Consider the following 21,660-nt stretch of genomic DNA (forward strand, 5'->3'; position numbering starts at 1 on the left):
TATCACGATAAATTAAAAACTGATTTTAAAAATGCCGACAAACCTTTATAACTATACCAATTCCCTTTTGTTTTTGATATCTTTAACCGACTAATTAATGATCAAAAACTGATGAAGAATTTATTTTTCCTATCGATGCTTTTTGCATCCATTTTCCTATTTGCCCAAGAAGACAAAAAAGAAGAAATAGAGAAGTGGGACGTTTCCAATCCCACGGGCGAATTCAATTTTAAGGACCATAAATTTTCAACGGACGAGGGTACCTGGATGAATTTGGATGTAAGCCCCGATGGAAAAACGATTGTTTTTGATTTACTGGGGGACATTTACAGCATGCCCATTTCAGGTGGAAAGGCCACCCCGCTCAGAACGGGCATTCCCTTTGAGATACAACCGCGCTTTAGCCCCGACGGAAAAAGAATCTCCTTTACTAGCGATGCCGGTGGCGGTGATAATATTTGGGTAATGAATATGGATGGTAGCGAAGCTAAACAAATCACCGAGGAAAAATTTAGGTTGCTCAACAATGCCGTTTGGATGCCCAATGGGCATTACCTGGTTGCCCGAAAACACTTCACCTCACAACGCTCCCTAGGGGCTGGGGAAATGTGGCAATACCATATAGCAGGTGGTTCAGGACTTCAACTGACCAAACGCAAAAACGACCAACAGGATGTCAATGAACCAAATGTTTCACCAGATGGCAAATATCTCTATTATAGTGAAGATGTATATCCCGGCGGGTCATTTCAATATAACAAAGATCCGAATAAACAGATTTATGTTATAAAACGATATGATTTTAAAACCGGAAAAACCACCACGGTAACGGGTGGCCCAGGTGGTGCCGCCCGACCCCAGGTTTCCAGGGACGGGAAAAAGTTGGCCTTTATTAAAAGGGTCCGTACTAAAACCGTGCTGTATCTCCATGATTTGGAAACCGGTGAGGAATGGCCTTTGATCGACTCCCTGAACAAGGACCAACAGGAAGCTTGGGCCATTTTTGGCATATACCCCAATTTTAGCTGGATGCCCAATAATCAGGAAATCGTTTTTTGGAACAAAGGAAAAATCCACAAAATCGATATCAATACCCTAGAAACCAGCATGATTCCATTTTCCGTGGATGCCCAAGTTAAAATTGCCGAAACCGTGCGTTTTGATACTCCGGTAGCTCCAGAGAAGTTTACAGCAAAAGTCATTCGGCACGCGGTTACATCACCGGATGGAAAAACCTTGGTATTTAGTGCTCTGGGCCGTTTATGGAGTAAAAAACTACCTAATGGAAAACCGAAAAGATTGACCAAGTCCGCAGATTTTGAATTCGAGCCTTCCTTTTCGCCGGATGGCAAGCAACTTATTTATGTAAGCTGGAACGATGAAACCTTGGGAGCTATCCTCACCATTCCAGTTTCCGGGGGAGCTCCTACTCCGCTGACTTTGGAAAAGGGCATTTATAGGACTCCAGCCTATAATCCTTCTGGGGAATGGATTACCTATCGGAAAGAAGGCGGCAATAACGACCAGGGTAGGTCCTTTGCCAAAAATGCGGGAATTTATATCATGAAACTCTCTGGCGGAAATCCGAAACAAGTCTCCGAGGAAGGCGAATACCCCATCTTTACAAAGGAAGGAAACCGTATTTTTTATCAGACTGGAGGTACTTATTTTGGGAACTTGACCAAAAGCCTACATTCCATAAATCTTAATGGAAAGGACAAAAGAACCCATATTAAGTCCAAATATGCCAACAGAATGGTGCCAAGCCCAGATAACCAATGGATTGCCTTTACCAACCTGCACAAGGCATTCATTGCGCCCTTGGTATTGAATGGAAAGGAAATAGATCTGGACAATAAATCTAAGTCGGTCCCCGTATCCCAAATCGCCAAGGACGCCGGTATCAATCTACATTGGTCCAAGGATAGTAAAACCATTTTTTGGACATTGGGCGATAAGTACTTTTCGAACGAAATTAAAAATCGTTATACCTTTCTTCCGGACTCCCCTCAAAAGGTGGCCGCAATGGACACCCTAGGTATCAAAGTAGGTCTGGTGTCCAAGACTGATAAACCAGATGGAAGTATAGCGTTTACCAATGCCCGAATCATTACCATGGAAGGTGATCAAGTTATTGAGGAGGGAACCATAGTGGTTAAGGGTAACCATATCGAGGCCATTGGGAAAACCTCAGAACTAAAAATGCCCTCGGACGCAAAAGTTTACGACGTGACCGGCAAGACCATAATGCCAGGAATTGTTGATGCGCATGCACACATCGGAGGTTTTCGCTATGGATTGACCACTCAAAAGCATTGGCAACTCTATGCCAATTTGGCTTTTGGCGTGACCACGGCACACGATCCCTCGGCAAATACGGAAAGTATTTTTTCCATGGCTGAGCTTATCAAGAGTGGAGATATGGTCGGGCCGCGAATTTATTCGACCGGATTTATTCTATATGGTGCCGATGGGGATTTTAAGGCTGTGATAAATAATTTGGACGATGCACGCTCCTCCATTAGAAGAACAAAGGCCTTTGGGGCGCTATCCGTAAAGAGTTATAATCAACCCAGACGTGACCAACGCCAACAGGTGATGCAGGCAGCCCGGGAAATGGGCATCAATGTAGTTCCCGAGGGCGGATCTACCTTCTATCACAATATGAGTATGATTATGGATGGGCATACAGGAATTGAACATAATATACCCGTGGCACCTGTATACAAAGACGTTATGGAGTTATGGAAAACCAGTGAATCGGGCTATACCCCTACCCTTATTGTTAATTATGGCGGTATGAACGGAGAGTATTACTTCTACCAAAAAGACAATGTATGGGAAAATAAAAAATTGTTGAAGTATACCCCAAGGGCCATTGTGGATGCCCGGGCGCGGCATCGTACCATGGTACCGGACGAAGAGTATAAAAATGGGCATATTTTGGTTTCAGAAACTGCAACGGCCTTGACCAAGAATGGTGTTAAGGTAAATCTTGGGGCACATGGACAACTGCAAGGTTTAGGAGCCCATTGGGAGTTGTGGCTGTTACACCAAGGAGGAATGACCAACATGCAGGCACTGCAAGCTGCAACCATCAATGGTGCTAGATATATTGGGGCTGGCAATGAAATCGGTTCCTTAAAAGCAGGTAAATTGGCCGATTTGATTATTTTGGACAAAAATCCTTTGGAAGATATTCGAAATTCGGAGACAGTTCGCTATACCATGGTCAATGGAAGATTGTATGACACCGATACCATGGCCGAGATTGGGAATTATGCCAAGGAACGTAGCAAATTTTGGTGGGAAAACAACAAATACAATGCTGCCTTTCCATGGCATGAGGAAGCTCAAAGTTTTACAAGGCCAGGGTGTGGGTGCCATCTAGGCCACAACTAGAAATGGAGATTGACCAGCTTAACAAGGCTTTAAGAATTCAGCTGTTTCTTTTTGGTATCTTTAGCCAACAGTTTATTCTTGATAAGGACAAGACCCCGGAAATGAGACGGTTTTATATGTTGGGAAGAATTACATGGTGAAACTGATTATCGTTTCTATTTCTTAATAGCTTTTTGCCAATATCAGTAACTTAAAAGCAGACCGACTTGAAAAAATCTTTACTGTTCGTATTTCTATTCGTAGTATCATTTTCTCTTTTCTCGCAGAAGTTTTCCATGGATCTGATCCAAGATTTAAAGCCACGAAATATCGGTCCAGCCGGCATGAGCGGGCGGGTTACGGCTATAGATGTAGTGCATACGAATCCGGATGTCATGTATGTGGGTACGGCATCCGGTGGTTTATGGAAATCGACCAGCGGCGGTATCCGATGGGAGCCTATTTTTGACAAGGAAGTAACTGCTTCAATTGGTGCGGTCGCCATTCAGCAATCCAATCCTTCCGTTATTTGGGTGGGCACCGGAGAGGGCAATCCTAGAAACAGTCTTAATGGAGGATATGGAGTTTACAAATCCTTGGACGGCGGTAAAAGTTGGCAATCCATGGGATTGAAAAAAACAAGGCATATCCATCGCATCAAAATTGACCCTATGGACCCAAATACAGTTTATGTCGGGGCTATCGGGTCACCTTGGGGTGAGCATCCGGAACGCGGTGTTTTTAAAACAACGGATGGCGGGGAAACTTGGGAAAACATTTTGTTTGTAGATAACAAGACGGGGGTGGCCGATTTGGTCATGGATCCCATAAACCCCAATAAATTAATTGCCGCTATGTGGGAACACAAGCGAGACCCCTGGTTTTTTAAGTCAGGTGGTGATGGCAGTGGTCTATACATGACCCATGATGGTGGCAAAAATTGGAAAAAACTGACGGAAAAAGATGGCTTGCCAAAAGGTGAATTGGGCCGTATAGGTATTGCGATTGCAACTAACAAGCCAAATATTGTCTATGCCTTAATCGAAGCCAAAAAGAATGCCCTTTACAAATCCGTGGATGGTGGATTCAAATGGAAAAAAATCAATGACAAGTCGGATATTGGAAACCGGCCATTTTACTATTCTGAAATCTATGTAGATCCGCAGAATGAAAATAGAGTATATTCCGTATTTACCTATGTGAACGTTTCCGAAGACGGCGGAAAAAGCTTTAAACAATTGATGCCGGCCTACCAGGTGGACAATGGTATACATCCGGACCATCATGCCTGGTGGATACATCCGGAAAATGGCCAATTCATGTTGGACGGTAATGACGGTGGGGTAAATATCACCAAGGACGGCGGCAAGTCTTGGCGCTTTATCGGCAATCTTCCTGTGGCCCAGTTTTATCATATCAGCACAGATAATGAGTATCCATACAATGTGTACGGTGGTATGCAGGATAATGGCTCTTGGCGCGGACCGGCCTATACATGGCGAAGGCAGGGCATCCGCAATAGTTATTGGCAGGAAATTGCCTTTGGCGATGGATTTGATGTGGTGCCAGATAAAGATGATTCCCAATTCGGCTACGCCATGAGTCAACAGGGTTATGTATCCCGATACGATTGGAAAACAGGTAACAACTATACGGTGCGTCCCACGCCACCTGATGCAAAGACCAAGTTGCGTTTTAATTGGAATGCCGGAATCGGGCAAGACCCTTTTGATAATAGTACCGTCTATTTTGGCAGTCAATTTGTACATAAAAGCACGGACAAAGGGCTTACATGGGAGATTATTTCGCCAGACTTGACGACCAACGATCCCGAAAAACAGAAGCAGGATGAAAGTGGTGGGCTGACCATGGATGCGACCGGAGCCGAAAACCACTGTACCATTTTGGTGGTGGAACCTTCCCCATTGGAAAAGGACATGCTATGGGCCAGTACCGATGATGGTCGGGTACATTTCACCCAAAATGGTGGCGAAAACTGGACCGAGGTAACGGCCAATATCAAAGGACTCCCCAAAGGCAGTTGGATTCCCCAAATAAAAGCCTCCAATAAGAACAAGGGCGAAGCCTTGTTGATCGCCAATGACTACAGGCGTTTTAACTATACGCCTTATGCCTATCGAACTAGGGATTACGGTAAGACCTGGGAGCGTATTGTAGATGCCAATGATGTGGAAAGCTATACCTTGTCCATTGTAGAGGATATTGAAAACGCTAATCTTTTGTTTCTTGGTACGGATGATGGCCTTTATATCTCACTGGACGCCGGTGGTAACTGGCAAAAATGGAACGAAGGTTACCCAACGGTTTCCACTAAAGACCTGGTCATTCATCCTCGGGAGCACGATCTGGTCATCGGTACTTTTGGCCGTGCCGCCTGGGTGCTGGACGATATTCGTCCGTTACGTGCTTTGGCATCCGACAAATCAATAGTACAAAAGGATGCCAAATTGTTCGAGCCACCAATGGCCCATCAAGCCGCCTATCAACAACCTACGGGTAGTCGATTCGGAGGCGATGCCCTTTACAATGCGGAAAACCGGAAAGAGGGTGCTATGATCACCTATTATTTGAAGGAAGGGAAAAAGAAAGATGAAGGTGGTATAGGAAATGATGGCAAAAATGATTCTGAAAACAAAAAACAGATTCCTTCAGCCGATGAAAATCGACCTGGGAATAACGAAAATAAAACAAAATTATCCGGGGTGCAGAAAAAGGATTCAATACAGTTTCAGTTCTATGACGGGGAACGGCTGATGAGAACCCTAAAATATAAGACGCCTGAAAAGGCCGGTTTCCATCGCATCTACTGGCAGATGGACGAAAAAGGGCCAGACAGCCCCTCACGCCAAATCAAGAAAGTTAAAAAGGAATCCGCGGGTGTATCCGTAAAACCCGGAAAATATCGAATACAAATGAGTTATGGCGACATTTCCGAAGAAACCACCATTACAGTCAAATCCGATCCCAGGTTGGACGTGTCCATGGCATCTATCAATGAGGCATATGAGTCCTCCAAAAACCTCGATAAAATGACTCAAGTTGCCTCAGACGCCGTACAACAATTGGTAGAAAGTAAAAATATAGCCAAGAAGTTTGAGAAGGAGCTAAAAGAGATGGACAAGGAAAAATATAAAGAAGAAATCAAGGCCTCCAAAACCATCCAAAAGCAAATAGATTCTACTATTGTCCTATATTTGGGCAAAGAGGACAAGCGGCAAGGGATAACCCGAAATCCCGAAATTACCGTTGTACAACGCCTGAACACAGCACGAAATTATGTGGAGAGCCGAAAAACGGGAGTTACGGAAACCGAAAGAAAGCTTATTCGATTTGCCGAGCAGGATTTAAAAAATGCACTAGAAAAGACCAATGCCTTTTTTGATGATCAATGGAAGGCCTATAGGATTGAAATTCAGCAATTGGAGCTATCGCCTTTTAAGGAGACCCAAAGTTTTAGTTTTGAATAGATGAAGAAAGTTGTATTCTTACTCGCTTTTATTTTTTCTTTCTCCCTTGTAAGCCAGGAGCCAGGCGAGGATAAGTGGGGCTCATGGCATATGTATTTCGGCACAAATAGAATTTCCGAAAAGTTAAGTATCCATTCCGAGGCTCAGGCCCGGTATTATGAGCAGCTAGATAATTTTAACCAATTATTATTGCGGACAGGGCTCAATTACCATATAAATCCAAATGCGATAGCCACGTTTGGTTATGCATATATCATAACGGATGGCACTTTTAATGAATTTCCGGGTGATAGGGATTCCAAGGAACACCGGATTTTTGAGCAATTCATATTAAAAAATAAAGTCGGGAAATTAGGATTTGAACATCGCTATCGCCTTGAGCAACGTTTTTTGAATTTTGGGGAGCGAACGGATACCCAACATAGGGCAAGGTATCGTCTTCAGGTAACCCTGCCGTTGACCCGGATTTTCTTTCTTAATTTCTATGACGAAGTATTCCTGAACTTACAGAATGAAGTTTTCGGACAAAATCGGTTATATGGAGCACTGGGTTTTAATGTAACCAAAAATCTGAGTGTACAGGCAGGTTTTTTGAAAAACCATTTTCCCTCCGCCCATTTTGATCGACTTCAAATAGCACTATTCTACAATCCGGATCTAAGAAAAAAAGAAGACTGACCTACCAGCTATTTTTTATTCCAAATCCTCTCGATAACCCTTTATTATATGTATTAAAGTGAATAAATGTACAAGACAATAATCATCCATATTAGATATTACTATTCGTTGTATTTCCAATAGGATTTTTCGGTTGCCCCGGCAATGGTACATTTCACATATCGATACATTGAAGGGTATAACGCTCAGCATGTCGTTTAATGTTATGTATAATGCTTGTTTCGGCCAAAAAATTCATGGCCTGTTTTATACATCGTTTAGACATTATTTATCGTAAAAGATAACCTTCTCCTATCCGAAAAATCTCTTTGCCATCAAGTTGATCAATGGCTTCATGACAAAGCCTATCACTATATATAGCGGTAGATATTTCCATGCCGGTATATGAAATCCGGCTAGGGCAACGAATACTATCAAAGCAATGTAACAGGATGTTTTAAATAAGGTCCGCATATTTGTATTAGACCCTTAAAATCGATGAAAGTAACTTTTTTCTTACATAAAATATATTGTTTCATATTCTATTTTCACCTATTGATTTCCCTTTTCCTAAATAACAAGGTTTTTTACTTCATATGTATTGGGTATAGGGATATCTTATCCTGTACCTAACCTAACCGAATGTATGGCCATATCGATTCTAATTATGAAATCCCTAGCAGCAGAAATGGTTCTAAATTCAGGCATGGCCAACTGTGGAATGTACCTCACAAAACATGACGAATGTCAGGCATTTGAGACCACAGGTGGTCGTAATTTTGTCCCAACAAACAGTACCAGATGGCAACCCGATCAATTTGCCTAACAATTGTCCTTTTACTTAGCCTAAACATTTTTTCACAAAGAGAGCGAGAAGAAATTCTTGGGACTTGGCTCGTGGCCTCGGGCAGTCATCAAGTTTCGGAGAAGGTCTCCATTCCTACCATTGGTCTTTTACGGTATTATGAGCCTTTTCATCATTATGAGTTATCGTTTTTCAGAACAGGTATTTGCTATGGTTTTAGTCCTAAACTTTCCGGTACCTTAGGTTATGCTTACCTAAATTCTGAGCCTTTCATCCAAAGTAAAGAAGCCAAAGGAGCCTTTTATCAACATTGGCTCTACTCACAGCTTACTTTTAAGGATAAAATGGGAAACTTCAACATTTCGCATCGTTATCGGCTTGAAAACCGGTGGATCCAAAGCACAACGGGAACCGACCTCAGACATCGGATACGCTACAGGTTAAAAGGTTCCTACCCCTTGGGCAACAGGTTTTATCTCTGTGCTTCCAATGAGATTTTTATTGCACTACAGGAACCCTTGTTCAATCAGAATAGATTGTATTTCGGAATGGGACATAAATTCAATTCCAGTCTAAAATTGGAAGTGGGGTTTATGAAGAATCACTTTTCTACGGCCAATTATGAATATTTGCGCATCGAATTTGTTTTTAAGACAGACTTTCGTAAAAGGCATAAGTCCTAATCGCATCTATCTTCCAAACATTGGGGCCAAACTATTATCTTTAGGAAAGCTATGTTCACTAAAGACGACTTAGCCCTAAAACGAACCCTATGAATCTTCAAAAAGTTACATTTCAGAATAAAAAAGGCCAAACATTGGTTGGTAGGCTGGAACTTCCTGTGGATCAACATCCTCATAATTATGCCCTTTTTGCCCATTGTTTTACGTGTAACAAAAATCTTTTAGCTGTAAGGAATATTGGAAAAGCACTGACTTCCAATGGATTTGGTGTCCTACGATTTGATTTTACCGGACTCGGGGAAAGCGATGGTGATTTTTCAGACACCAATTTTTCGGGAAATGTAGCTGATCTAGTGGCTGCCTCAGATTTTCTCGCGCAGCAGTATCAGGCCCCTTCCCTACTTATTGGACATTCCCTTGGCGGGGCGGCAGTGATTTTTGCCGCCGCAGAAATTTCATCTGTAAAGGCAATAGCTACCATCGGTGCACCTTCCAATCCTACCCATGTGAGACATCTACTAAAAAGTAATCTAGAGGAAATTAAATCCAATGGAAAGGCGGTGGTAAACCTAAGTGGAAGGGATTTTACAATCAAAAAACAATTCTTGGACGACCTGAATACCAAATCCCTACCGGAAACTGTGAAAAAACTTCGCAAACCTCTTTTGCTGCTGCACTCCCCCCAGGACGATACCGTGGGTATTAAAAATGCAGAGGAAATCTATGTAGCGGCCTATCACCCAAAAAGTTTTGTTTCATTGGACGGGGCCGATCACCTTTTATCCAACAAAGCGGATTCACTTTATGTAGGCAAGGTCATTTCGGGATGGGCCCAACGTTATTTGGATGTAGAAATTGAAATCGCACAACCAAAAACCAAACATGACGTTGTCGCCAGCTTGGATGCCGATGACGGTTTTACTACTCAAATGAAAGTAGGTAGTCATTATATGGCCGCAGACGAGCCTATAGATGTTGGAGGAAGTGATTTTGGCCCTTCGCCCTATGAACTGGTTTCCGCAGGACTTTCCGCCTGTACGGCAATGACCATTCAAATGTATGTACGCAGAAAGGGCTGGAAGCTGGAAAATGTGGAAGTGCACACTTCCTATGGTAAGGAGCATGCCGTGGATTGCGAAAATTGTGAATCCGAGGGTTCTAAAATAGATACGTTCCAAAGGGAAATACGATTACAAGGAGATTTGGACGAAAAGCAGAAGGCCCGAATTATGGAAATTGCCGACAAATGCCCAGTGCATAGAACCTTGCACAGCGAAACACAAATTATTACAAAACTGGTGGATTGATGCAAAGCAAAGTTTTTGAAATTTCGGTTACGGGAACGTATCATGCGTTGTTGCTTCCTGAGGAAATTGTTTTACCGTTTTTGGAAAAAAACTTGAAAAGGGTACAGGCCAAGGCCACTTTTAAGGGAAAGGAGTTGACTTTTCACGGGGCCATCCAAAAGAGGAACGGCAAGTATTATATGATGTTCGGTAAGCGATACCAAAAGGAGTTGGGTGTTTTTCCCAACGATTATTTTCAATTACAGTTTTTTGAGGATACGTCCAAATATGGTGTTGAAATGCCGGAAGAACTGGATGCCGTATTGAAGAGCGATTATGAGGCCAATGAAATATTCGAATCTTTTACCCCAGGAAAAAAACGAGGTATTATCTATATGATCTTGGGTTACAAAAATTCGCAGACCCGAATCGATAAATCCATTTTGGTCTGCGAAAATCTAAAAAGAGGTGTCAGAAACAATCCTGAACTCTTAAAATCATTTTAAATAGGGCTTGAAATGCCTTTTTTTATTGTGTAACTTTAGGGCCATCTATTAACTATTTTTTCGCTTTCGCGGGAATAAAAACAAAAAACACATCTATGAAAACAGTAAAATTGGCAATTCTGGGGCTTGTTCTTTTAGTGTCCTACCATTGTAAGGAGGCCAAAAAGGAAAGTGAGGAAAATGCCACCGAAGTAATGGCCGATTCCTCGGAAAAATTCAGCTTGGTAAAGGATTCTACTAAAGTGGGTTTCACTGCCTATAAGACTACGGAAAAACTGCCTGTTGGTGGAAAGTTCATGAAAATTGATATTACCGAAAGTGAATCTGGCAGTACGGCTATGGACGCCATGAACGGAACAGCCTTTACTATCCCCATAAGCAGTCTGTTCACCAACGATGCTACAGGGACCCGAGACCCCAAAATCATCGAATTCTTTTTTGGGGCAATGAAAAACACCACACTTATTTCAGGCATTTTTAAGGTATCCGAGGATGGGAAATCTTCCATTGATGTAACCTTGAACGGTGTAACTGAAACTATTCCTCTGGAAGCTGAAAAAATATCGGATACCGCCTATACTTTTTCCGGTGTAATGAATCTTGAAAACTGGGATGCACTGGAAGCTGTTGCTTCTATAAACAAAGCGTGCGAAGCTTTACATACGGGCAAGGACGGTATAAGTAAGACTTGGAGCGAGGTGGCCGTACAGGCAGAGGTGTTGTTGGAAAAAAGTGAATAGAAATTACTGAAAGTATCCGGGGATTTTGCCCGTTGCAATTGGCAGTATTCCGGCCTTTCCCTGATAAAATAAGTGACCCTTCGGTTAAGCAAAACTTTCACCGAAGGGTTTTCTTATATGCATACCTTAAAGTTTAAGCCCTACTCCGAAGCCTATTATCCAAGGATTGATATCCACGTCGGCCACTACGGTAGCTCCCAAGGCGGTTGTGGCATTTACTGTAGCATCGGTGCCCAAGAATAATTTTTTAACATCCAGATTTAAAAACCATTTATCATTGAGCATAAAATCAAATCCTCCTTGTAACGCAAATCCAATCGCGGTATCGTAATCTACATCATCAGCTGCTGGGCCCTCATCCACGCCATAAAATAAAGTGAGGTTAGGTCCCGCTCCGAGATAAGGAACAAAATCACCTCCGGTAAAATGGTACTGTGCCGTTAATGTGGGTGGTAATAGCCATACATGACCTAAATCAATGTTTCCTGCCGTTGTTTCAATGGCTTCTACATCATGTTTCGCAGTCCCTAAAATCAACTCCGCCGACCAGTTTTCGGTAAAAAAGTAAGTAATATCAAATTCTGGAACAAAGGCGGTCGATATGGATACATCCCCACCAATGGCCTCAATGCTTGCACTTTCATCCGGAGCGACAACTATGCCCCTTAACCTAAATTGCCATTTGCTAAAATCATTGGTACCCGAATTTGTATCCTGTGCTATTGATACATTTGCAAAACCCAATAATAGAGCCATCAAAGAAATTGTTGTTCGTTTCATTATACACTGTTTTAAATTTTGGCCAAAACTACCCTGTCGGTTTAGTGGAAAAAATGATCTTTATCATTGTAGAAAAGAATTTGAGTAGAATCTTAATGTAAAACAGTGATTGCCATCTTAGATGAAGAGAAAATCCACCGATTCTAGTTTTATCAGCATTCTCATGAAAGCTATAGATGTGTTTTTCGACCTAACCCATATTCACAAAACTGTAAACGTACATTGGACCGTTACCACATAATTACAAGGCTGAATAGTATTGGTATCGCCTTGTTGATTTTAGCATTATTTAACGGCTGTACGATACACAAGGCCAATCTTGAGAAAACTGTTGTAAAGACCACAGATCTCAATACACTTTCAGAGGAATTTCTTCAAAACATAAAAGATGGAAAGAACACTAGGGCCATACAAAACAGGATTGCCAATCTTACCTTGAAGGAATTGAACAACTCATTGGTTACCGATGCACATAGGCTTGCCTTTTGGATAAATATCTACAATGCCTACATTCTAGCGGTACTTTCAGAAAACCCAGAGTTGTATGATGATAAAAAAGCCTTTTTTAAAAAAGAGCAAATACCTATTGCAGGAAAATTGCTTTCCTTTGAAAAAATAGAGCACGGCATCATCCGAAAGTCGCAATGGTCTCTAGGGCTGGGACGTATCCGAAAATGGCTTCCGAACAGACTTGAACGTAAGCTAAGGGCGAACATGCGCGATTACCGCGTTCATTTTGCCCTTAATTGTGGTGCCAAGGATTGCCCGCCTGTAGCAATTTACAATCCGGAAAAACTGGATAGTCAATTGAACGAAGGCACCAAATTGTTCTTAAACCAAAATTCCTATTACTATCCAGAGAAAAACGAAGTTGCGGTAACCGCTCTTTTCAATTGGTTCAGGGGAGATTTTGGGGGTAAAAAGGGGATTAAGGAAATATTAAAAAAGTTTGAAATTATACCGACTACCAAGGATATTGATATTTCTTATAGAGACTATGATTGGACTCTGGATTTAGACAATTGGACAAATCTTTAGACTTTTATTTTATTCGCTCTTTAAGGCTAAGGCAAAGTGTTTCCCCTTAAAGAGTTCTGAGTTAAAACTTCAAATAGGGAATGTTATTTTCCTTGAAAAAAGAAATCTCTAATTATTCATTAGGTTTTAGAATCTTGCGCAATGCCTTATGGGCGATTATCATTCTAAACACCAAAATGAACATAATTGTAATCCAAATAAAGAAGAGGAAGTATTCCATAACATTCAGGTATCATATAGGTTAATTATCTAGGTACATTCCGTAAGCTTGGGGCATCCAGAATTGTATTTTTGAAAATTTGGAGGATAAACATAATTAATTCAGTATTAATTTCCTATAAAAAAGTGAATAAAATCACAATACCCCCAGGAAAATCAACCGAATAAAACATTAATCTAAGTACCTATGTATAAATAAAGTCCTATATTTTCCTTTAATTTGGGGTTCAAAATTCCCTGTCCATGAACCCATCCGCATCTGGTTGGATACAAAAATTCGGTTATCTCATTGAGGACAGACACTGGTACCCTGAAGATTTCCAGGTTCTTTATCAGGAAATGAAAAAAACCGGTTTTATCTATGGCATAAATGTCGGCACTATACCTTTAATAGAACTTGAGCATGTTCTTTCAGAAGATGAAAATGCCAAAATAAACCTTCTGGCGGCATTGTATTTTACCTATCATTTGGAGAGGCCGAACTCTAATTTCAAGACCTTTACGGATTGTATCTTTGGTTTTTATAAGGTTTTGGATGTTGGTAGAATATCTTTTTTAAACAAAATCGTTACGGGCAAGAAAACCTCGTCCCAACTGGAAAAACTTTTGAATTCCAGGATATATCTAGAAGACAATCTGATTAGCAAGACGTTTAACAGTATAATTACCAATTCGCTCTTGTTCATTGATGTCCTCACCTTTAAGCGTTATTTGGAAAATAGGGATAACATAAGGGATTATGCCCAGAACCTGGAATATATAACCATTAATCTTACGTATCATACGCTTAATTCCAAGGAAAAAAATGCCAAGGATGAAAAGTTGGCGCAACTTTTTGCCTCATCCCTAACTTTTATTGATGGGGAACATCAAAATTTTGATGGATCTTATCGAGAAAAGTTGATGCATGATTTTTCCATATTCGAGAACCAATACTTTTTGGATGTTGCCTGTTTGACGGTTTGGGAAGATCAATCCTTGGATTACAAAGAGTCCGATTTCATTTTTGGGATCGGAAAGGATATGGGAATTGAAGAACAACAGATTGCCCGGTCGTTAGAAGATGTGACCCGGTTTTTTGATGTTAACGCAAAAAAGATTCCCCATTTAAAAGACAATAATCTGGCAGTGCAATTTCATGATAGCATGTCAAAAATTGTGGACAAACTTATTTTACGAAATAGCAAACGGCTTCAAAAAGAACTTTTCGAAAGTAAGGAACTTGTGTATTTATTGTCCAAATCCACTACACGGGAACTAAGCTCTGAAGAAAAGAAAAAAGTACAAAATCAGCTGTTGGATATTTTCAAGAGCATACCTTCATTAGCTATTTTTATGTTGCCCGGTGGTGCTGTTTTGTTGCCAATTTTTATTAAATTGATTCCCAAATTATTACCTTCTTCATTTGACGAGAACAGAGTGGAAAAAAAACAGTGAATTTGACAAAATTGCAACTATAAGAAAAATCTATTATTTATTCTATACTATTAAAAATCAATAATTTAAATACTATTATTCCAACCATAACTTGAAATCCCTTACTCTTTCCCTACTCACTATAATCTCTTGCCCATTATATCGTTTCAATTTAATTTTTAACCGCGAATTGGTATAGGAAACGATGTCCTGGATGTGCTTTATATTGATGTAGAACTTTCTGCTTACCCGAAAGAAGGTCTGAGGCTCAAGTTCTGTTTCCAAATTTTCCAAGGTGGTCTCCAACAAATAATTCCTACCATCCGAGGTCGCGGCATAGGTTCCTTTGTTTTCACTATAAAAACATTCTACCTCGTCTGCATTAATAATTTTAAGATGTTGTCCAACCTTTGTGGTAAATCTCTTTTTATATTCCCGTTCCAAGGGGTCCATTAATAATTTTTTGATGTCGTCAAAATCCAAGGTCAGTTTTTGGGATTTCGGTTTTAGTGCCCTGAATTTTTTTACCGCTTGTTCCAATTCTTCATCATCAATGGGTTTCAGCAAGTAGTCGATACTATTCAACTTAAATGCCTGTAAGGCATATTCGTCATATGCAGTGGTGAAAATAATGGCACTTTGCACCTCAACATGTTCGAAAATCTCAAAGGAAAGTCCATCAGCAAGTTGAATGTCCAAAAAAATCAAATCCGGATGTTTATTGTCCTGAAACCACCGGATGGATTCTTCCACTGAGTGCAGCATCACGGATGCCTCAACATCCAGGTTCTTTAAAAGTCGTGAAAGTCTTCTTGCTGCCGGTTTTTCGTCCTCAATGATGATTGCTTCCATAAATCTTATCTTCTCTGTTATTTTTTGGCATTACTGTTCTTCTTTTCATTCATCTTCGGCATCCATATATTTTTGAATTTGACGTTCTTCCCAATCCCTTATGAACTTTGGTTTTAAGTTCTTTATAGAGAAAGGAGCAGATCTAAAAGCCAAAAGCCCGTGGATAATGAGCCCCAACCCCCATAGAACAGGAGTTAAAATGATATTCAATGTAAACCAATCCAAAAAATCCTGATTCCCAATTCCCTGTAAGACCATATAATTAAATGCGTACCCCTTGAAAACAAACAACAGTACATTGGCAATAATATAAACACTTAGGTGTCCGTAAAAATCCTTTATTCTATCTACTCTTTTTTTTGCCTTGGCAAATTTTTCCGAAGGATATGCTTCCATCATTTTGGTTTTAAAATTTATCTATATTTTTCAGCTTCCCTTTTATCTTCCTCCATATACTTTTGTATCTGTCTTTCTTCCCATTCCTTGCTGAAAAATGGGTTGTATGAAAACACTTTCATGGCGTGGAACGCTAGTCCTATTCCCCAGAAAAACCAGACTGCGAATGTGCCAAAATCCCAAAAGGTTTCTCCAAAGGCCTCTCCATCGCTCATATCCCGAACGATTTTCATGGTACTTATAAATAGATTCACTACTACATACGATGCCAAATGCCAATAAAACCCCTTTAGCTCCTCGACCCTCTTTTTAGCCTTTATTTGTTTGTCCAGATATTTTGTGTCCATTGTAATTTATTGATAAGTTTTTACTCATTTTCCTTGCATAGGCATTCTGCTATTCCCAGCGATCCCTATTATCGTCTTTCTTCATGAACTCCTTTATTTTTCGTTCTTCCCAATCCCTTCCAAAAAATGGATTCAACCCAAAAGTTTTCGCCGCTTGAAATATAAGCCCGATACCCCAACCAAAGGCGGCCCATAAAAACCACATATAACGCCATTGGTCCAAGTAGTAGTTTATGGCAGCCAAAAGACTAATGACGATTACATATGATACTAAACTGGTATAGAATTTTTTAATCTCTTCTACCTTTTCCTTTGCTTTAAGATATTTATTCTCTTTATCCATATCTCCCATTTTGTTTTGATTTTTACTTGAACCAAATTTCCGGCAATCGTCTTACTTTTCCAGATCTTATGTTCCGAATTGTATTTTTTTCAGGATGAATTGGGTTTTACTTTGCCAGACACCTACTTCTGTGCTTACCGCCTATAGTACTCCAATTAGGTAAACCCATAAGGAACACGGGTTAAAAATTCTCATCCTCCATAAACTTGCGCATTTTTTTCTCCTCCCAGCGTTTTCCCCAAATAGGATTGTATCCAAATGCTTCCATCCCATGGCCAACAACTCCTAATCCCCAAAAAACAAGAGGGAAAAACACCCAGGGGAAATCTGTGGTCCTATAATTAAGATAGGCTAGAAAGGGAAGCACAATGCAATAGGATATAAGATTACCGTAGAAGCCTTTAATGGCCTCTACCCTTTCCTTGGCTTTTTTATATCTTTTGTCCTCTATATAACTTTTTTGTGTTTCCATAACGGAAACTTGTTTAGTTAACATGGGTAGGCTAACACTAAAATCCGAGGCCGATTTCTGAATGTTCACTTCCCTGTTCGTAAGTATACCATACCTCTGTTGAATATTGCGCAATCCCACACCACTACTCTTTTTTACCACCTGTTTTTCTTGAAGGTTATTGCTAACTACCAATTTGTTATCTTTTTCGTACACCCGAATACGTAATGGTTTGGAAGCCGTAACCACGTTGTGCTTGACGGCATTTTCCAATAGCAATTGCAACGATAATGGTACAATTTTGGCCTCCGGGTCATTTCCGGTTTCTGGAATATCAAAAATTATACTGTCTTCAAAACGCATCTTTAAAAGCCGTATATAGGTTCGGGCAAATTGAAGCTCTTCATCCACAGAAACGAGGTCTTTGTTCTTTTGCTCCAATACATAACGATAGACCTTGGAAAGGGAAGTGGTGAATTTCTGTGCTTGATCGGGATCTTCTTCAATTAAGCTGGTCAACACATTTAGGCTATTGAACAAAAAATGGGGATCCAATTGATTCTTAAGCGCATCGAATTTGGCCGATGCGGTACCTGCAATTACTTTTTGTTCCTTTACCTTCTTTTCCTGTAGTGCCTTGTAGAAGTAAATGGCATGAAAAAAAATGGAGATTACTATGGTTATCAACAACGAAATTGCATAATAAATGGCCTTTTCCCCTTCTAAAAAATTATTCCAGTTCTCACCTTCAAAGACCGTGAAAATAAGTACCCTCATGCCAAAAATACCCAGCATGGTAAGTGCTACTCCGCCTGTAGCCCCAAGGACCAATCTATACCTTGCGTACTTTTTCCAAACTACTTTGTTGTTCAAATAATCGAAAAAGGCACCGTTCAACAAGGTAAGCGCAATGGCAAAAAGTAGATTATACCCTATTTCCTTAAAAAGCGTCCGGTCAAAATAAAGCTGTGTTCCGGCAAGTAAATCCAATCCTATTTGGATACCCGCCAGAACAATGCCTATTAATAATCCTACTGCTACTAATTTGCTCCAATACTTCATTTGGACCTATACATATTGCCGGAAATTCTATTTCCCGCAGTTTTCAAGGACAGTTTTTGCCCTATCCTCGCCCCAACTGGGATGAAATTCACTCTCTGGTTTAAAGTTAGCAAAAAGTTCCAACGAACGTTTTACATCAGCACAATAGGGGGTAATATCCTGCCCAAAGTATTTGGCCGAACCCATGTCCCATTCCGCCTTGGAAAATACCACTCTTGGATTTTTAGGCGCCAATTGCAAGGCTTTTTCATAGAGTGCGGCAACTTTTCCGGACAACGTCATGCCATAGGTAGCCCCGTCAAAAGCAATCCAAGCCGTATGTACCATGGCCTGCTGCACCAATATTTCAGGGTTGTCGGGAGAAATAACCTTGGCCATATCTATGTACTCCTGGGCTTTTCCCAACAATTGGCCCACTTTTTCCTTGTCCTTTTCCCCAAAGGCAGCCACTGTGTTTACCTGTGCTGCATAATAGTGAGGTAACCAATTGTCCATTTCCACAGATGCAATTCGCTCAAACATATTGGAAGCCTCCATTGTTTTTTGTTCGCCCCATAGTTGAAATGCCCTTTGCATTCCCTTGGTATATTGGTCTTGTGCCACGGAATTTAGGGATACCATTAATGTTGCAATTACAATTACGTTTTTCATAATTTATAGTTTTAGAGTTTAATGACCCAAATCTGAGGTAAACCAACAATTCCGTAAAAAAAGAAGTACCGAGTTGTTGTAACAAAGGGATGGGTTGTAAAAAATAACCCTACCTTCGCCGCTTATTCATTTTTATGACATTCAAAGACTTAGGTATTGCACCACCTTTATTAAGGGCCGTAGAGGAAGAAGGTTATCACACCCCTACCCCCATTCAACAAAAAGCTATCCCTATTTTATTACGCGGAAAAGATCTATTGGGTGTGGCCCAGACGGGTACCGGTAAAACCGCGGCATTTGGCATACCGATCTTACATCACCTGTTCAATGGGCAAAACGGAGAACGTGGAAAACGTCGTATCAAGGCATTGATAGTAACCCCTACACGAGAATTGGCCATACAGATCGGAGAAAGTTTTACAGCCTATGGAAAGTTTACGAGCATCAGGAATACCGTAATCTTTGGGGGTGTAAAACAAGGTAGACAAACACGGGAGCTGCAGCGTGGTGTGGATATATTGGTCGCCACACCAGGTCGGTTATTAGACCTTATGAACCAGGGATATATTTCCCTTCGTGATATCCAATATGCCGTCTTGGACGAGGCAGATCAAATGCTGGATATGGGCTTCATCCACGATATCAAAAAAATAATCGCCAAACTCCCGTCAAAAAGGCAATCGCTGTTCTTTTCGGCCACGATGCCCAGGGATATTGTAGAACTTTCACGAAAGATCTTAGGAGATTTTGAACGTGTAGCGGTAAAGCCAGAACAAGCCACCGCTGAAAAAGTAGAGCAAGGAGTCTTCTTTATTAGCAAAAGGCACAAGCCAAAACTATTGGTCCATCTTTTGAAGGAAAAGCCTACCGACTCAGTTCTAGTATTTTCCAGAACCAAACACGGAGCTAATAAAATTGTAAAAAAACTAGCTCAGGCCGATATCCCTTCAGCTGCCATACATGGAAACAAATCCCAGACCGCACGACAAAAAGCGCTAGGCGATTTTAAGGACGGCCGGTTAAAGGTATTGATCGCAACGGATATTGCAGCACGTGGAATCGATGTAGACCAACTTTCATTAGTCATCAATTACGATCTTCCCAATGTTCCGGAAACCTACGTGCACCGGATTGGAAGAACAGGCCGAGCGAATGCAAGTGGCATAGCGCTATCTTTTTGCGATAGCGAAGAGCGGCCCTATTTAAAGGATATTGAAAAACTCATTAAACAAGCAGTTCCTCGGATGCCGGAACATCCCTTTGTTGACGATGAACCCGAGGAAGCGAAAAAGGAACATAATCAACGATCACCAAAAAACAACAATCGGAACAAAAATCGGAACAAAAGACGAAGACCTCCCAAGAGGTCAGGTCATAGAAGTGGTAATTCTCAAAATCACAGAAGAAATCATTCCAACAATAGCTCTGGCCGAAATAACTAGAAGTTCATATCCCTAATCAGAATAGTTCAGATGAATGGCTTTTTCAAGCGCTTCCCAGTGGGCATCCGTCATTCTACCTGGTGTAAAGAGGCATATGCCCTTGGCTCCGTTTTCCATTGATTCTCGAATGGCGTCGCCCAACTCCTCGGGCAATAACCCATGTCCTTCGGGATCCTCTTCATGAGCCTTTTCTTCGGGCCTCGGACAAATAAACAGACCACTGTACACGGGCCTGTCGGGCACCGCAGCGGTTTCCTCCTTCACTACACTTCCGATCCATAGGGTATTGCCCATATAAAAGTCATTGTAGTTCATAGGGAAAAATGCATCCAGATTCCAAGTATTCCATTCTTGACGGACCAGTTTTTTGGCAATGGAAGGGCCCGGAAAAACAGCCGCATTAATTTTTTTATTCTTTCTATGGACCATTTCGGCCAAATGATTGACCAATTTTGAGACAACATCATATCGGTACTGCTTCCATTCCCCAATTTGGGAAGGATCTTCCACTTTTTTAATGTCAATACCACTTTTATCCTTAAAATCCGAGGTACAGGTATCGCAATAACAAAAATCATACTGTGGAAATTCCCTATCCTGTATAAGACCATATTTCTCCCATAGTCCACGGGCCAGAATAACGTCCGGAAAACGGATATAATCCAAATGAATTCCATCCACTTCGGGGATATCGGCTATACTTTCATACAGATCCGAAAGGTATTGATATACCTCCTCCTTATTTGGACAAAGAAATTTATAGTAGGAAACATAAGGTTGTTTATCATATGCCGATTCGCCCAATCCGCTTACGCCGTACCATTCGGGTTTCAATTCGGGATCTCCTTGAACCATGGTTGGAATCCAAGTGTGGAATTCCATTTGGGCCTCTTTCACCAGGCCACCGACCCTTTTATAGGTTTCCGGATCATGCCCCCCATTGTAAAGAAGTCCATCTATCCCTCTTTTTTTAAGTCCTAAAAACGTTTCGCGGAGCTCGGAATCTGTAGCTTCTCCAGGCCCTCCCATCCATGCATATACTGGTATTTTTGATTTTTGGGCTATACCGGAAAAGGAAATTATGAGTAGGAATAGAATACAAAAGCGCCTCATTTAT

Annotated in this window: 19 protein-coding genes; 11 read left to right on the forward strand and 8 right to left on the reverse strand. The window is 41.0% G+C overall.

The window, feature by feature from the left end:
• Positions 1-111 precede the first annotated feature (111 nt).
• The 8 genes from D7Z94_RS12230 (at position 112) to D7Z94_RS12260 (ending at position 11,546) form a co-directional block, all read left to right on the forward strand.
• Positions 112-3,402, forward strand: coding sequence for an amidohydrolase family protein (locus D7Z94_RS12230; RefSeq protein WP_120711816.1), 3,291 nt, complete (start codon positions 112-114; stop codon positions 3,400-3,402).
• A 206-nt stretch (positions 3,403-3,608) separates the two neighbouring features.
• Complete coding sequence (locus tag D7Z94_RS12235) at positions 3,609-6,869, forward strand: WD40/YVTN/BNR-like repeat-containing protein (protein ID WP_449441487.1); 3,261 nt, start codon at positions 3,609-3,611, stop codon at positions 6,867-6,869.
• Positions 6,870-7,547 (forward strand): DUF2490 domain-containing protein, encoded by a 678-nt coding sequence (locus D7Z94_RS12240; protein ID WP_120711818.1) that lies wholly within the window; start codon positions 6,870-6,872, stop codon positions 7,545-7,547.
• A 646-nt stretch (positions 7,548-8,193) separates the two neighbouring features.
• Positions 8,194-8,352: a hypothetical protein gene (locus D7Z94_RS25650; RefSeq protein WP_158594629.1), complete on the forward strand. Its 159-nt coding sequence runs from the start codon at positions 8,194-8,196 to the stop codon at positions 8,350-8,352.
• Positions 8,328-9,014 (forward strand): DUF2490 domain-containing protein, encoded by a 687-nt coding sequence (locus D7Z94_RS12245; protein ID WP_120711819.1) that lies wholly within the window; start codon positions 8,328-8,330, stop codon positions 9,012-9,014. The genes D7Z94_RS25650 and D7Z94_RS12245 overlap by 25 nt, the downstream gene beginning before the upstream one ends.
• 89 nt (positions 9,015-9,103) lie before the next feature.
• Positions 9,104-10,321, forward strand: coding sequence for a bifunctional alpha/beta hydrolase/OsmC family protein (locus tag D7Z94_RS12250; protein ID WP_120711820.1), 1,218 nt, complete (start codon positions 9,104-9,106; stop codon positions 10,319-10,321).
• Positions 10,321-10,806, forward strand: a complete 486-nt coding sequence (locus tag D7Z94_RS12255) for a YdeI/OmpD-associated family protein (RefSeq protein WP_120711821.1) — start codon at positions 10,321-10,323, stop codon at positions 10,804-10,806. Before D7Z94_RS12250 ends, D7Z94_RS12255 begins: the two co-directional genes overlap by 1 nt.
• Before the next feature lie 95 nt (positions 10,807-10,901).
• On the forward strand, positions 10,902-11,546 hold the full coding sequence (locus D7Z94_RS12260; RefSeq protein WP_120711822.1) for a YceI family protein: 645 nt from the start codon (positions 10,902-10,904) through the stop codon (positions 11,544-11,546).
• A 126-nt stretch (positions 11,547-11,672) separates the two neighbouring features.
• On the opposite strand, the gene D7Z94_RS12265 is transcribed toward D7Z94_RS12260, so the two are convergent.
• Positions 11,673-12,326 carry an OmpW/AlkL family protein gene (locus tag D7Z94_RS12265; RefSeq protein WP_120711823.1) on the reverse strand — a complete coding sequence of 218 codons (654 nt, stop codon included), beginning with the start codon at positions 12,324-12,326 and terminating at the stop codon, positions 11,673-11,675.
• A gap of 222 nt (positions 12,327-12,548) precedes the next feature.
• On the opposite strand from D7Z94_RS12265, the gene D7Z94_RS12270 reads away from it, so the two are divergent.
• Together D7Z94_RS12270 and D7Z94_RS12275 are read left to right on the forward strand one after the other, a co-directional pair.
• Positions 12,549-13,364 (forward strand): DUF547 domain-containing protein, encoded by an 816-nt coding sequence (locus tag D7Z94_RS12270; RefSeq protein ID WP_245967186.1) that lies wholly within the window; start codon positions 12,549-12,551, stop codon positions 13,362-13,364.
• A 462-nt stretch (positions 13,365-13,826) separates the two neighbouring features.
• On the forward strand, positions 13,827-15,020 hold the full coding sequence (locus tag D7Z94_RS12275) for an LETM1-related biofilm-associated protein (RefSeq protein WP_120711824.1): 1,194 nt from the start codon (positions 13,827-13,829) through the stop codon (positions 15,018-15,020).
• A 75-nt stretch (positions 15,021-15,095) separates the two neighbouring features.
• Here the strand turns inward: D7Z94_RS12275 and D7Z94_RS12280 are convergent, their stop codons facing one another.
• The 6 genes from D7Z94_RS12280 to D7Z94_RS12305 form a co-directional block, all read right to left on the reverse strand.
• Entirely contained in the window at positions 15,096-15,851 is a 756-nt protein-coding gene (locus D7Z94_RS12280; protein WP_120711825.1) for a LytR/AlgR family response regulator transcription factor, read from the reverse strand.
• A 45-nt stretch (positions 15,852-15,896) separates the two neighbouring features.
• On the reverse strand, positions 15,897-16,250 hold the full coding sequence (locus tag D7Z94_RS12285) for a 2TM domain-containing protein (RefSeq protein ID WP_120711826.1): 354 nt from the start codon (positions 16,248-16,250) through the stop codon (positions 15,897-15,899).
• 14 nt (positions 16,251-16,264) lie between these two features.
• A complete protein-coding gene (locus tag D7Z94_RS12290) occupies positions 16,265-16,594 on the reverse strand; it encodes a 2TM domain-containing protein (RefSeq protein ID WP_120711827.1) in 330 nt (109 codons plus the stop codon).
• Between the two features lie 49 nt (positions 16,595-16,643).
• Entirely contained in the window at positions 16,644-16,937 is a 294-nt protein-coding gene (locus D7Z94_RS12295; protein WP_394347432.1) for a 2TM domain-containing protein, read from the reverse strand.
• 181 nt (positions 16,938-17,118) lie between these two features.
• Positions 17,119-18,450, reverse strand: coding sequence for a 2TM domain-containing protein (locus D7Z94_RS12300; RefSeq protein ID WP_120711829.1), 1,332 nt, complete (start codon positions 18,448-18,450; stop codon positions 17,119-17,121).
• Between the two features lie 27 nt (positions 18,451-18,477).
• A complete protein-coding gene (locus D7Z94_RS12305; RefSeq protein ID WP_120711830.1) occupies positions 18,478-19,101 on the reverse strand; it encodes a hypothetical protein in 624 nt (207 codons plus the stop codon).
• Positions 19,102-19,235: 134 nt separating this feature from the next.
• Here D7Z94_RS12305 and D7Z94_RS12310 point away from each other — a divergent pair, with 134 nt between their 5' ends.
• Positions 19,236-20,543 carry a DEAD/DEAH box helicase gene (locus tag D7Z94_RS12310; protein ID WP_120711831.1) on the forward strand — a complete coding sequence of 436 codons (1,308 nt, stop codon included), beginning with the start codon at positions 19,236-19,238 and terminating at the stop codon, positions 20,541-20,543.
• Positions 20,544-20,555: 12 nt separating this feature from the next.
• Here D7Z94_RS12310 and D7Z94_RS12315 read toward each other — a convergent pair whose 3' ends face one another.
• The gene (locus tag D7Z94_RS12315; RefSeq protein ID WP_120711832.1) at positions 20,556-21,656 is read right to left on the reverse strand and encodes a glycoside hydrolase family 10 protein; all 1,101 of its coding nucleotides are present in this window, start codon (positions 21,654-21,656) and stop codon (positions 20,556-20,558) included.
• Between the last annotated feature and the right edge of the window lie 4 nt (positions 21,657-21,660).

Origin of the sequence: Ulvibacterium marinum (assembly GCF_003626755.1) — a bacterium.
Taxonomy (GTDB): Bacteria; Bacteroidota; Bacteroidia; order Flavobacteriales; family Flavobacteriaceae; genus Ulvibacterium; species Ulvibacterium marinum.